The 13699-nt window shown below is 66.5% G+C and carries 6 protein-coding genes and 1 pseudogene; 6 read left to right on the forward strand and 1 reads right to left on the reverse strand.

Annotation, left to right across the window (positions count from 1 at the left end):
* Positions 1–21 precede the first annotated feature (21 nt).
* The 4 genes and pseudogenes from AC25YV_RS05815 to AC25YV_RS05830 all read left to right on the forward strand — a co-directional run bounded on the left by AC25YV_RS05815 (position 22) and on the right by AC25YV_RS05830 (position 3569).
* Positions 22–1491: a type I restriction-modification system subunit M gene (locus AC25YV_RS05815; RefSeq protein WP_488122899.1), complete on the forward strand. Its 1470-nt coding sequence runs from the start codon at positions 22–24 to the stop codon at positions 1489–1491.
* Positions 1488–2639 carry a restriction endonuclease subunit S gene (locus tag AC25YV_RS05820; protein WP_488122900.1) on the forward strand — a complete coding sequence of 384 codons (1152 nt, stop codon included), beginning with the start codon at positions 1488–1490 and terminating at the stop codon, positions 2637–2639. The genes AC25YV_RS05815 and AC25YV_RS05820 overlap by 4 nt, the downstream gene beginning before the upstream one ends.
* Positions 2587–3297 (forward strand): annotated as a pseudogene (locus tag AC25YV_RS05825) (restriction endonuclease); the annotation flags it as partial. The gene AC25YV_RS05820 and the pseudogene AC25YV_RS05825, both read left to right, overlap by 53 nt.
* 23 nt (positions 3298–3320) lie before the next feature.
* Entirely contained in the window at positions 3321–3569 is a 249-nt protein-coding gene (locus AC25YV_RS05830) for a restriction endonuclease (RefSeq protein ID WP_488123419.1), read from the forward strand.
* A 64-nt stretch (positions 3570–3633) separates the two neighbouring features.
* On the opposite strand, the gene AC25YV_RS05835 is transcribed toward AC25YV_RS05830, so the two are convergent.
* Positions 3634–4551, reverse strand: a complete 918-nt coding sequence (locus AC25YV_RS05835) for an Ltp family lipoprotein (RefSeq protein ID WP_488122901.1) — start codon at positions 4549–4551, stop codon at positions 3634–3636.
* 190 nt (positions 4552–4741) lie between these two features.
* On the opposite strand from AC25YV_RS05835, the gene AC25YV_RS05840 reads away from it, so the two are divergent.
* Positions 4742–8143, forward strand: coding sequence for a DEAD/DEAH box helicase family protein (locus tag AC25YV_RS05840; RefSeq protein ID WP_488122902.1), 3402 nt, complete (start codon positions 4742–4744; stop codon positions 8141–8143).
* 97 nt (positions 8144–8240) lie between these two features.
* Positions 8241–13667, forward strand: a complete 5427-nt coding sequence (locus AC25YV_RS05845; RefSeq protein WP_488122903.1) for a DUF4011 domain-containing protein — start codon at positions 8241–8243, stop codon at positions 13665–13667.
* Positions 13668–13699 lie beyond the last annotated feature (32 nt).

The raw sequence follows: 13699 nt of genomic DNA on the forward strand, positions 1-13699 counted from the left end.
GAAACAGTGGTCACAGGTGAGTTGAAACGCCAAGTCGACAAGGTATGGGACGCGTTCTGGTCGGGCGGCATCGCCAACCCGGTCGAGGTGATCGAGCAGATCACCTACCTGCTGTTCATCAAGCGCCTTGACGACCTGCATACGCTCGCCGAGCGGAAAGCGACCCGCTTCGGCGACCCGATCGAGGACCCGGTGTTCCCCGAGGGGTACGACAGTGATGCGCCCGGCCGACGCCCCTACCGAGATCTGCGGTGGAGTGTCTTCACGAACTACGCGCCCGCGGAGATGTTCGAGGTCGTGTCCGAGCACGTCTTCCCCTGGCTGCGCCGTCTCGGCGCCGAAGGGTCGAGCTACGCCCGTAACATGCGTGACGCCCGCTTCACGATCCCGACCCCGGCGTTGCTCACGAAAGTCGTCGACCTGCTGGCCGAGATCCCGATGGAGGATCGCGACACCAAAGGCGACATTTACGAGTACATGCTCTCGAAGCTCTCGACCAGCGGCACGAACGGGCAGTTCCGCACCGCGCGCCACATCATTAAGCTCATGGTCGACCTGCAACAGCCGCAGCCCGACGACCTCATCATCGACCCGGCCGTCGGCACCGCCGGGTTCCTGGTCGCCGCGGAGGAGCACCTGCGCGCTCACCACCCGGAGATCTGGACGGATGCCGAACGGCGCGCCCACTTCAACGGCCCAATGTTCACCGGCTACGACTCCGATGCCGCGATGGCACGCATCGCGAGCATGAACATGCTGCTGCACGGCGTCGAGAATCCCACGATCGAACGGGCCGACTCGCTGTCGGAGGGGCACCCGGGCGACGACGGTTACACGCTCGTCCTCGCCAATCCGCCCTTCGCGGGGTCGCTCGACGACGAGACCGTGTCGAAGGATCTGCAGAAGCTCGTCAAGACGCGCAAGACGGAGCTGCTGTTCCTGGTCCTCATGATCCGCATGCTGCGCAACGGCGGCCGCGCGGCCGTCATCGTGCCCGAGGGGGTGCTGTTCGGGTCATCGAACGCCCACAAGGCGGTGCGGCGGATGCTGGTCGAGGACCACAAGCTGGATGCCGTCATCAAACTTCCATCGGGGACGTTCAAGCCCTATACGGGGGTGTCGACCGCGATCCTGCTGTTCACGAAGACCTCATCGGGCGGCACGGACCGGGTGTGGTTCTACGACGTCCGCGCCGACGGCATGACTCTGGATGACAAGCGCACCCCGATCGACGCGAACGACCTGCCCGACGTGCTGGCGCGGTGGCGCAATCGGGATGCCGAGGCCGACCGCGCCCGCACGGATCAGAGCTTCTACGTTCCGAAGCAGGAGATCGTCGACAACGGCTACGATCTCTCCCTCAATCGTTATAAGGAGGTCGTTCTCGAGGACGTCGAGCACCGCTCGCCGCAGGAAATCCTCGACGAACTCGACGCGCTCGAAGTCGAGATCCAAGACGGCCTGAAGCGACTGCGGGAGATGCTCGCGTGACCTGGGAGAGCGTTCCCCTCCGACGCCTGGTCGAGGAGCTCGAATCGGGCTCGCGACCGCGCGGTGGCGCCCACGCTAGCGGGATACCGAGTGTAGGAGGCGAACATATCCTGGCTAATGGACAGCTGGCTGTACCCACCAAGTACATTGCGCGGGAGTTTTACGAATCGATGCGTACCGGCAGGTTGCGTGTCGGTGATGTGCTGATCGTCAAGGACGGCGCTACCACCGGCAAGGTGGCGTTGGTCCGAGGGTCCCGATACTTGCCTGCAGCCGTAAACGAACACGTATTCCGCCTGCGCATCAACCCTTCCCTGGCCGACCCGAGTTACGTGTTCCATTTCTTGTTCTCACCGGTCGGCAAGGGCGAGATCCTCAAGGACTTCCGTGGTGCCACCGTTGGAGGCATCGGGCGCGGGTTCGTCGATCTGGTATCAATCCCCCTCCCACCCCTCCCCGAACAGCGCCGCATCGCAGCGATCCTCGACGAGGCCGACGCCCTTCGCCGGCTCCGCCGTCGCGCCGCATCTCGGCAGGAACTGATCGATTCCCTCTACCGCAGTCTGTCCTCGGCTCCTGTAGCGCGCAGCGCCCCGCTGAGCGAAGTGGCCCAGACGACGAGTGGGGGAACGCCCTCGCGCGCTAGGCCGGAGTACTACCGCGGTGACATCCCTTGGGTGAAGTCAGGGGAAGTAGCGCAGGGAACGGTGAGTTCGACAGAAGAGACAATCAGCGACCTTGGACTGCAGAACAGCTCCGCAAAGCTGATGCCTGCGGGAACAGTCCTCGTCGCAATGTACGGAGCTACGGCAGGCGAAGTCGGGCAACTAGCAATGGAAGCGGCGACCAACCAAGCAGTTTGCTGCATCACCCCAGGGCCAGATCTAGACCGTCAATTCCTCGTGGAATCCTTGAGGGCGAGAAAGCAGGCTCTCAAGGCTCAGGCGGTGGGCGGAGCTCAGCCGAACCTGTCGCAACGCGATCTTCGCAATCTCGAGCTCGCCGTTCCCCCTATGCCGATGCAGCATGAATTCGCTGAGAAGGTTCTGGTCTTGCGCGAGCAGGAGCGCGTGGCGCGCGCGCAGGCCGAGCGGCTTGACGCCCTCTTCACCTCACTCCAGCACCGCGCCTTCCGAGGAGAGCTATGACGGACAACACGGGCTCCAGCCTGTATCGCCGATCCCTCGGTGGTACGAGTTTTTCCGGCCACTCCTAGAGGTCCTAGCCGACGGTCGCACGTGGCAGAAGCGCGACACGGAGCGAGCGATCGTCAACCACGTCGGACTCACCGACGAGCAGATCGCGGAAACCCTTAGTTCTGGCCAACCCCGGGCGCTCAACCGGATCGGCTGGGCGACGTCCGCGCTCCGCCGCGCGAAGGCGATCGAGTCGCCGTCGCGTGCGCACTTCCGCATCACCCACACGGGACGACAGCTCCTTGCCGAGCACCCGGGGCCCATCCCCGAGCCTGCGGTGTACGCCATCCCGGCCTACAGCGAGTACGTGCCGGCGCGCGGGCGCAAGGTCGGCCCAGCCGACACGACGCCACCCATCGTCGACGAGGCGGACCCCGAAGAGCTGATCAGTTCCGGCATCCAACTCATCGAGAACGATACGAAGTCCACTCTCCTCCAGCGTCTCAAGGAGAGTGACCCGTACGACTTCGAGCGCGTGGTGCGGGCCCTGCTGGTGAAGATGGGGTACGGCCGCGACGGAACGATGTCGCCGCTGCGCGGCTCGGGGGACGGTGGACTCGACGGCGTGATCGATCGCGACGAGCTGGGCCTCAGCAAGATCTACGTGCAGGCCAAGCGCTATGCAGAAGCGCGATCGGCCGTCCGAAGGTGCAGGAGTTCGTCGGAGCGCTCGCGACGCGGGGAGCCAATGTCGGGGTGTTCTTCACTACCAGTAGTTTCACGGTCGAGGCGGTCGACGCGGCAGAGCGGGTTCCACAGGAGATCGCCCTGGTCGACGGTGAGCGCCTGACGGCGCTGATGCTGCGGCACAAGGTCGGCGTGCAGGTGGCGCGCACGATCGAGCTCCTCAAGGTCGACGTGGACTTCTTCGCCGACGAGTGACCCCGCTCTGCGGCAAGAGCGCGAGGGGTGGCCGCCACCGGCGTGACGGCCACCCCGCTCACCGTCAGTAACCCACAGCGGCGAGCCCGAACTGGATCTCGGCATCGGTGAACTCTTCGAAAGCGAGCTGGTCGTAGAGCGACTGGCGCGAGAACGAGGAGAGTTCCAGGTAGCTCGCCGCCTTCTCGGCCGCCTCGGCGTTCCAATCGGCCCCGGCGTTGTCAGCGCCGAAAGCGGCCTCCTCCGTGGAGAAGCCCTCGAACTCCAGCTGGCCGATCAGTCCGGCGCGCGAGAAGCCCGTGAGCTTCAGGTACGACTGCGCCTTGCCGATCGCATTCTGCTGAGCCAACGTGTACACCGGCTTGGGCGCCTCGGCCGTCACCGACACCGGGGTGCCCGGTTCCGCTTTGCCGGAACCGGCCGGGCCCTGGGAGAGGATCACCCAGTCGTCGCCGGCACCGGCGTCGACCACGAAGGCGAATCCGGCGGACTCGACGGCGGCGCGCGCCTCGCCGACCGTCTTTCCGACGACATTGGGTACGGCGACGGTGGTGTCCTCGGGCTCCGCCTTCACCACCGGCTCCTCGACCTCCTCGGCGACGGACACCTGCTCGGAGGATCCGTCGTCATCGGAAGCGCTGCCACCGCTGATACCCGTCGTGATCATGCTGATCAGCACGAGCACGCCCAGCGCGATGAGGCCCCACTGCCACCACTTCAGGCTCGGCAGCCCGCGCTTCGATGAGGCCGCGACTGCCCCGCCCGCGGAAGGTGCGGCTGCGGGCGGGACGGGCGGAGTCACCACGGCGGTAGGGGCGTCCACTACAGCGGTGGATGCGTCGACCAAGGCCGCGTGCTCGGTCCACGCGACTCCGTCCCAGTACCGCGTCGCCGCAGGGTCCTGCGGGTCGGGGTACCATCCGGCGGGCGCCGGCCCGCTGGGAGCGTCGGGGTGTGCGGCGTTGTTGCTGTTCTCGGACATGACAGAGCTTTCTGGTTGTGCGAGGCGCAGACCCCCAGGTGTGCGCCACCGGCCGATGGCCAGTAGATCAGGACACACCAGACCTCCGACATTGCGGCACTCCGCGGCCGAAGAAGTCGAATGCGGTGGAGTCGACGCACTTCGCTAGCATTGCGGCAGGCAGGGCCGAACCTGCCACCGGGAGCCGTTCGTGGGGAACTTCGACTTCGTCCGGGATCGCTGGCCGAAAGTGTTCGAGGCCGCATCCCGCGCCGAGTCCTACCTGCGCAGCGACCCGCGCGCGTCGGCCACCTACTCGCGGCGTGCCGGCGAGATATTCACCGAGTGGATCTACGCCGCTGAAGCACTGCCCCGCCCCTACGACAGCTCCTTCGCGAACCTGACTGCGCAGCAGCCCTTCCGCCAGGCGGTCGGTGCGAACGTCGAGGGCAGCCTGCAGATCGTACGGCGCGTCGGCAACGACGCGGTCCACAAAGATGAGGAGATGCCGCTGGGGCGCGCGCGGGGCTCGCTCGAGCAGGTGCACACGATCTGCCGCTGGCTCGACCACTGCTACGGCGACCCCGGCGCGGGCGCCCCCGCCCCGTTCGATTTCGCTCTGGTTCCTCCCGCCCCGGCCACCGTGATCCGCCACACACGCGCCGAACTCGAGCGCGCCCAGACCGAATTCGAGGACGCGCGCCGAGCCCTCGCCGAGGAACGGGAGCGCAACGACGCGCTGAAGCAGGAACTCGAGGAGCTCCGTGTCGCCGCCGAAGCGACGAAGGCGGAGAAGGCGAAGGCGAACGCCGAACACGGCATCCCCGACCCGACGCTGGCGACCGAGGCCGAGACCCGTCGCGACCTCATCGATCTGCACCTGAACGAGGCGGGCTGGACGCTCGGCGATACACGCGATCGCGAGTGGCTGGTGCACGGCATCCCCAGCCCCACGGGTGACGGCAGGGTCGACTACGTGCTGTGGGGTGACGACGGCAAGCCGCTCGCCGTCGTCGAGGCCAAACGCACGGCCAAGAGCGCGAAGGAGGGCCGCTTGCAGGCGGAGATCTATGCCGACGCGCTCGAACGCGACTTCGGGCAGCGTCCTCTGGTCTACTTCACGAACGGCTACGAGACCTGGCTGTGGGACGACCGCCGCTACCCACCGCGACGCGTCGCCGGCTACATGACCAAGGATCAGCTCGCGCTAGCGATTCAGCGGCGGCAGTCCCTCAAGCCGCTCACCACGGCGACGATCGACCGCACGATCGTGGAGCGTCCGTACCAGCTGCGCGCCATCCGCGCCGTCACCGAAGCCTTCGAGAACCAGCGACGCCGCGCGCTGCTCGTGATGGCGACCGGAACCGGCAAGACGCGCACCGTGATCGCCCTCGTCGACGTTCTTCAGAAGGCGAACTGGGTCAAGCGGGTGCTGTTCCTCGCCGACCGCACGGCGCTTGTCAACCAGGCGGTCGGCGCCTTCAAAGCCCACCTGCCCGACAGTGCTCCGGTGAACCTCGTCACCGACCGCGACAGCGAGGGTCGCGTCTTCGTCTCCACCTACCAGACGGTGATGGGACTCATCGACGCGGGCCAAGACGCGCTGCGCCGCTTCGGCCCCGGGTACTTCGACCTGATCGTCGTCGACGAAGCGCACCGGTCGATCTACAACCGGTACGGCGAGATCTTCGACTACTTCGACGCCCTCGTCGTCGGACTCACAGCGACGCCCCGCGCAGACGTTGACCACAACACCTACCGGCTCTTCGACCTCGACGACGGTGTGCCGACCGACGCGTTCGAACTCGATGACGCGATCGCCGGCGGCTACCTCGTGCCACCCGTGGCGCGCCCGATCGATCTCGGGTTCATGAAACGCGGCATCCGCTACGCCGATCTGTCCGACGCGGAACGCGAGCGGTGGGACGAGATGGAGTGGCAGGACGGCGAGATCCCGGACGCCATCGATGCGGCGGCGATGAACCGGTGGCTGTTCAACGAAGACACCGTCGACAAGGTGCTCGAGGTGCTCGTCTCCGAGGGCCACCGCGTGGGCGGCGGCGACGTGCTCGGCAAGACGATCGTCTTCGCCAAGAACCAGCGGCACGCCGAGTTCATCGAAGAGCGGTTCGACGCGAACTTCCCCGAGCAGCGCGGCCAGCTCGCGCGTGTGATCACGTACGCGGCGGGGCCGTACGCGCAGACGCTCATCGACGATTTCTCCACGCCGGGGAAGAGCCCGCAGATCGCCATCTCGGTCGACATGCTCGACACCGGCATCGACATCCCCGACGTCGTCAACCTGGTGTTCTTCAAGCCGGTGCACTCGCACACGAAGTTCTGGCAGATGGTCGGGCGCGGCACGCGCCTACGCCCCGACCTGTACGGGCCCGGCGACGACAAACGAGACTTCGTCATCTTCGACGTGTGCGGCAACATCGACTTCTTCAACGAGGAGCTCCCCGAGGGATCCACCCCGCGTTCTCTGTCGCTTTCGGAACGCACCTTCCTGTTGCGCGCTCGTCTGCTCGCCGCGCTGAACGCCGCCGCTGTGGACGCGCACGACGCCGACACCGAAGCGCTGCGCGCGGGGCTGGCCGGGCGACTGTACCGCGGCGTGGGCGGCATGAACCGCGACAACTTCCTCGTCCGCAAGCACCTGCGTGCCGTCGAACGCTTCGGCATGGCATTGGCCTGGGACACCCTCACCGTGGGCGACCTCGACGCGGCGGCTGCGCTCGCCGGTCTCCCCACTGCCGCCGAGCAGGACCCCGACGAAGCCGCGAAGCGCTTCGACGCACTCCTTCTCGACGCGCAGGTGGCTCTCGCCGAGGGCGGCGCCGTTCCGGCGGCTGTCGCCTCCCGGGTGATCGCGATCGCGCAGGCGCTCGGCGACCGGCGGAGCATCCCTGCCGTTGCCGCTCAGGCTGCTCTCCTCGACGCCATCGCCGACCCGGCATGGTGGGAGGCGACGAGCGTCGCACTGCTCGAACGCGTGCGTGTGCGACTGCGCGATCTCGTGCGGCTGATCGATCGTGACCGGCAGGTCATCGTCTACACCGACTTCGAGGACACTCTCGACGGTGTTCGCGACGTCACCCTCTCGCGTGTCGTTCCGGGACTGGACCGGCGGGCCTTCCGGCAGAAAGTGCTCGGGTTCCTCGACGCCCACGCCGACAACCTCGCGCTGCGCAAGCTCCGCACCGGACGCGCGCTCACTGCCCTCGACCTGGAACAACTCGAGGAGGTCCTTGTCGACGCCGGGGGAGTGGATGCCGCGCAGCTGCACAGCGCATCGACCGACGCCGGGGGCCTCGGCAGGCTCATCCGCTCCATCGTGGGCCTCGATCGCTCCGCCGCCGAGGCGGCGCTCGCCGATTTCGTCGCCGCGCCGGGATTCACCCCGCGTCAGCACCACTTCGTCGACCTGATAGTCGAGCAGCTCACCATGGCCGGTGTGCTCGACCCGCGTCGGCTGTACGAGGATCCGTTCACGGGCGTCGCCGCAGAGGGCCCCGATGAGCTGTTCACCGACGCGCAGGTGACCGATCTGATCGAACGCATCCGGGCCATCTCGGATTCTGCTGTTCCCATTACAGCGGAAAGTGCATGAGCGCCGGGCGCGGTAATCCATCCTCGTCTGCGCGCCCGAAGACGAGCACGAGTGAGGCGTGGAACAGCGGTGTCACGCAGGTAGGGAGTTAGGCACGATGGCTGACACGGTCAAGGAAGATGAGCGGCTGGCGACGGCGGCCAAAGCCTGGCGAGAATCTCTCATCCTGCTCTCCGGACGCAATCGCCTGCTCAACTACCGCCCCACCCGCTCGTCCACTCTCGAGTTCACCCGGGCAACGGCCGATGAGGTGATCGCGGTCGTCGAGAAGGGCAAGGGCGTTCCCGTGGTCGGGCTCGTCCCGCCCGCCGATCCTGCCGCTGCGAAAGGGGCTGCCGGGGAGGAAGACCTGGAAGCTCAGGCGCTCGACGTCATCGAGGACTTTGCGTACGACGCCTTCCCGGATCACCTGTTCGTGAACAAGACGCAGCGCGATGTGGATCGCGGGTTGAAGACCCTCGCGGCGACGGCGAGCCGTGAGTTCCTCGACCGGGGCCTGTCCGTCTTGTATCTCGCGCTTGGATCGCTGCATTGGAACGAAGCCAACGGTGACGCGCGCGTCAGCCCACTGGTGTTCTTCCCTGTGGAGCTGCGCGCCGCCGGGCCGAAGCAACCGCAGCGGGTGTATCCATCGGAAGAGGACCTCGTCGTAAACCCGGCCCTTGAGATCCGTCTCCGTGAAGAGGGGGTCGCCCTGCCAGACCAGGCGGCGATTGAGCAGCTCATCGCCGAGGGCGGCATGGCCGCCGTGGAACGCGTCGTGAGTGCATTGCCAATGCCGAAGGGCTGGAGGGTTGAGCCGCTGTGCGTGCTCTCCGCCTTCATGTTCGCCAAAGAGGCGATGTTCCGCGACCTCGAAGCGAACGAGGAACGCGTGCTTGCCAGCCCGCTCGTGCAGGCGCTGGGTGGCAGTACTGCCGAGGCGCGCGAACGACTCGTGTTTGCGCCTGCGGAACCGGACGACATCGACACCATCGCTCCACCTGAGCAGGTGCCGCTCATCCTCGACGCTGACTCGACCCAACGAGTCGCGGTCGCCGCCGCCGCCGAAGGTAAGAGCTTCGTCCTGGACGGGCCTCCCGGTACCGGAAAGAGCCAGACGATTGCAAATATCATCGCCACGCTGGCAGGTGCGGGAAAGAAGGTGCTGTTCGTCTCGGAGAAGGCTGTCGCGCTTGATGTGGTTCGTGACCGCCTCTCCGGCCGCGGCCTCGGCCCGCTGCTGTTCGAACTGCACAGCCACAAGGCCACGCGCGCGGAGGTCGCCAAGTCTCTCGGGAAGGCGCTCCGCGAGAAGCCGAGCATCGTCGCCACGGGCGCCTCGCAGGGCACCGAGCGGGCGAAGGAGCTGCGCGAGACCCTGAGCGGGTACGCCGCCGCGATGAACGAACGTCGGGAACCCGCCGGATGGACGATCCACGAAGTCCTCGGCATGCTCGCCGGCCTTCCCGCCGTCGACGCGTTCCCTCGCGCCGGCACGGACGGTGGCCCGCTGAATCCGCTCAAATGGGACGAGATCGTCGACCTCAGCGCGGCCGTTAGCGCCGCATGGCCGCACCTCGTACAGGGTGACAACCATCTGTGGCGCGGCATCAACGTCCTCGCCGACTTGGAATACGACGTCGCATCGGCTCGTACCGCCCTCCAAGAGCTCGTCACTGCGATGGACACGGTCGCCCCTGCACGCGCCGACCTCGGCCTGGACGGCACAGACACCTGGAGCCAGCTGGACGCGGTCGCCGAGCACTGGCACTCCGGTCAGCAGGAGTGGCGTGATGAAGCATGGGTCGCCACCGCCCCCGCCGACTCAATCGCGAAACTGACAGACCTCCTCCGCGACTCCGAGGCCGTCCTCGGCGCCCATGCGCGTCTCACTAGTCAGCTCGGTCCCCAGTGGCGCACCCAAGTCGGACTCGAGCGACCGAAACCGCTGAGCAGTCAGACGCGCGCCGTCTTCCCCGTCGACGAGAACGCGCCCCTATCTGTGACTAAGGAGCGATCCGCGGCCGTCGCCCAATGGTCCGCCGAGATCACCGCCCTCCAGCAGACCGCGAACGAAGTCGCCGGTGACCTCGGTCTCCGCGAACCTCGCTTCCTCGGCGACATCGGCACACTCCGCGACCTCGCCGATGCCATCGCCCGAGAACCAGCCCTGCAGTCGGCATGGCTCACCAGACACGGACTCGATGAGCTTGCCGCGGCACTCGACGCGCTCGCCGCCGCGCAGGATAAGGAGCGCGCCGCGGCGCAGACGGCGGCGGAGGTGTTCCATCCCTCCATCCGCAAGGTCGACATCGATCCCATCGAAGAGCGATGGGAAGGCCGTTCCGCGTTGCAGAAGGTCTTCGGGCTGGCTGGTTCCGATTCGAAGTTGATCGCGCCGCATGCACGAGTGAAGCCGCGCGTCGCGTTCCGCAGCATCGCGACCGCCTCCGACTGGCAGCATGCACGTGAGGAGCTCGAGGCCGAGTCTGCGACTGTGGGCCGTCTGCTCGGCTATGTTCCGGTGGACGACGTGTCCTGGGTCAGCGCCCGCGACGTCCTCGCGCGCTGCCGGACCGTGCTCGACCGCAGTGGTGACGTGGGTACCGCGAAACTGACGACTTCGCAGGCGAGCGAGTTCGGCTGGCAGGCAACGAAACGGTCGATCCGCGACCTGACCGACAAACTCGAACACTTCAAAGTGCTGTCGACCCGTCTGGCCGCGCCGTTCGACGACCCGAGTCGCTTGATCTCGGATCTGACCGGTGATGCCGAACGTGCCACGGCGGAGATCGATGCACTGCTGACCAGCACAGACCCCTTCGCCGCGGGTGGAACCCGGTCGCTCGCTGATGTCGCTCGCCTGCAGAACGATGCCGACGATAGCGACGCCATGTGGCGGCGGTTCGATGCGCGGCTTGCTGATCTCGCGCTCACGTTCCCTGGACTAGGGGCGACCGTCTCTGAAGATTGGAAGGCGACCCTCGGCGAACGGCTCAAGTGGACAGCTGTTCTACGCGAACTGATCCCAGGTGTCGACCGGCGTGGTTTCCTCGCACTGGACGGCATGGTGTCGAGCGACGCGCTCGAGCGGGCCGGCCTTCGGTGGGATGCCGCACGTGAAAGGTTCGCACGCCACTTCACAGGTGATCCGTACGCTTCGGAGCTGAACGACCCGGACGATGGGGAATCGCTGCTGGCGGACCTCGCGGCTAATATCGGCGGGGCGTACGCCCTGTCTGATGCGCGAAGTCACGAGGCGCGGCTGCGCGACCTCGGCCTCGCCGATGCTCTTGACGCGCTCCTCCGATCCGACATTGACGCTGCCGAGATCGCCGACCATATCCAGGCGATCACACTGTCGGCCTGGGTAGCGGAAACGGAGGCCGGAGATCCGCGGTTCCGGTCCCGGATCCCGCTCCCGCGTGATTCTATGGCGGCCAATTTCCGGGAGCTTGATCGTGCTCTCGTGGACAACGCGGCCGCGAACGTGCTCGCCGCCGTGGTGCGCCGCCGCCCAACCACGCCTTCACGGCAGACCACGCTGATCCACCGTGAGGCGGAGAAGAAGAGGCGTCACCTGCCGGTGCGTGAACTCATCGCCGATGCGCGTGACGTGATCCAGGCGATCCACCCGGTCTTCATGATGAGTCCGCTCGCCGTGTCGCAGTACCTCCCGCCGGACATCCAGTTCGACGTCGTCATCTTCGACGAAGCCAGCCAGGTCCCACCAGGCGACGCGATCAACTGCATCTATCGTGCGGGTGCTGTGATCGCCGCCGGCGACCAGAAGCAGCTTCCGCCGACGTCCTTCTTCGCCGCGGCGCAATCGTCGGACGACGACATCGACGCGGACGAGGATCTCGCCAACGACTACGAGTCGCTCCTCGACTTGATGAAGTCGAGCGGGTCCTTCACCAGCATCGGGCTGCGGTGGCATTACCGCAGCAGGCACGAGCACCTCATCGCGTACAGCAACAACTCGTTCTATGAGGACCGCCTGGTGACCTTCCCAGGCGCGTTGGCCGATGTTCCGGACGCGGGCGTGAAGTTCCTCAAAGCCGACGGCGTCTACCGGCGCTCCCAGGGCCAGGACAACCCCAAGGAGGCGCAGTTCGTGGCCGACCGGGTCATCCACCACCTCGACACCCGTCCGGGTAAGAGCGTCGGCGTGGTCGCGATGTCGGCCGCTCAGCGTGACGCGATCCTCAACGCTCTCGTAATGAAGCGCGCCGCGCGTCCCGACCTCGACGAGAAGTTCGTGGAGAGCCGTCTGGACGGCATCTTCGTGAAGAGCCTCGAAGAGGTGCAGGGAGACGAACGTGACGTCATCATCATCTCCATTGGATACGGACCTGATGAAACCGGCACCGTGTTCCGCAACTTCGGCCCCATCAACAAGAAGGGCGGCGAACGCCGTCTGAACGTCGCCATCACGCGCGCAAAGGAACTGACCGAGGTCGTCTCCTCGATGACCGCGGGGCAGATCGGCGATGTGCCCAGCGTGGGTGGCCGCCACCTCCGCCGCTATCTCGATTACGCCGAGCGCGGCCCGCTTGCGCTCGCTATCGAATTGGGGTCGGCGGGACTGGGCACGGACTCGCCGTTCGAGGACGCAGTGATCAGCGCTATCCGCTCCTGGGGGTACGACGTGCAACCGCAGGTCGGGGTCTCCGGGTTCCGCATCGACATCGGAGTGAAGCACCCGAACGCGCCTGGTGTGTTCATGCTCGGCGTTGAATGCGACGGTGCCATGTACCACTCGTCAAGATCCGCGCGCGACCGCGACCGCCTTCGCCACGAGATCCTGGAAGGGCTCGGCTGGAGTCTGCACCACATCTGGGGCACCGACTGGTACCGCAACCGTGACCGAGAGGAACAGCGCCTGCGCACGCTCCTGAAAGAGCTGGAGACCCAGAAAGCCGTTGGGCGGCTCGGGCGGAAGCCTGCCCGTGCAGCGTCGCCCGTGATAGAGGTGGAAACTCAGGAGTTAGACGTCAAAGCCCGTCCCGCCTGGATCAAAGACTACGTCCCGCTCACGGGGTACAAGCTGAGGGCACTCGACTGGACTGAGCGGTCGAACGCACGACACCTCGTGAGCTTCATCGAGGCCATGACCGACACCGAAGGCCCCGTCCACATCGACCAGATCAAGGCGCGCCTGCGCGAGCACACCGGAATGGACCGCATCAACAAGCGCGCGATCCGTACGATCATGGACGCCATCGAGGCGGCCGCGGTCACGCTGGACGGTGACTTCGTGCAGCGGCCGCGCACCGAGGTGACGGAAGTGCGTCTTGCCGGGCCACGGTCGCTCGCTCAGATTCCCGACGCAGAGTTCCGGCTCGCGGTGTTGCAGGTTCTAGAGAGCCAGGTCGGCGCGAACCGCGAGGAGCTCGCACTGTCCGTGGCGCGGGCCTTCGGCTGGCTGCGTACGTCCCCTGATCTCACCACGCGCGTTGCTCATGTCGTTGCGGAGAACCTCTCGAACGGGACGATTGCTGAAACCGGCGGAGTGTTGCGGCCCACCGCGGGAGACTGACCCCTAGGTGGGTCCGCCCAGGGTCTGCTTCT

It is taken from the genome of Microbacterium sp. Y832 (genome assembly GCF_057669765.1).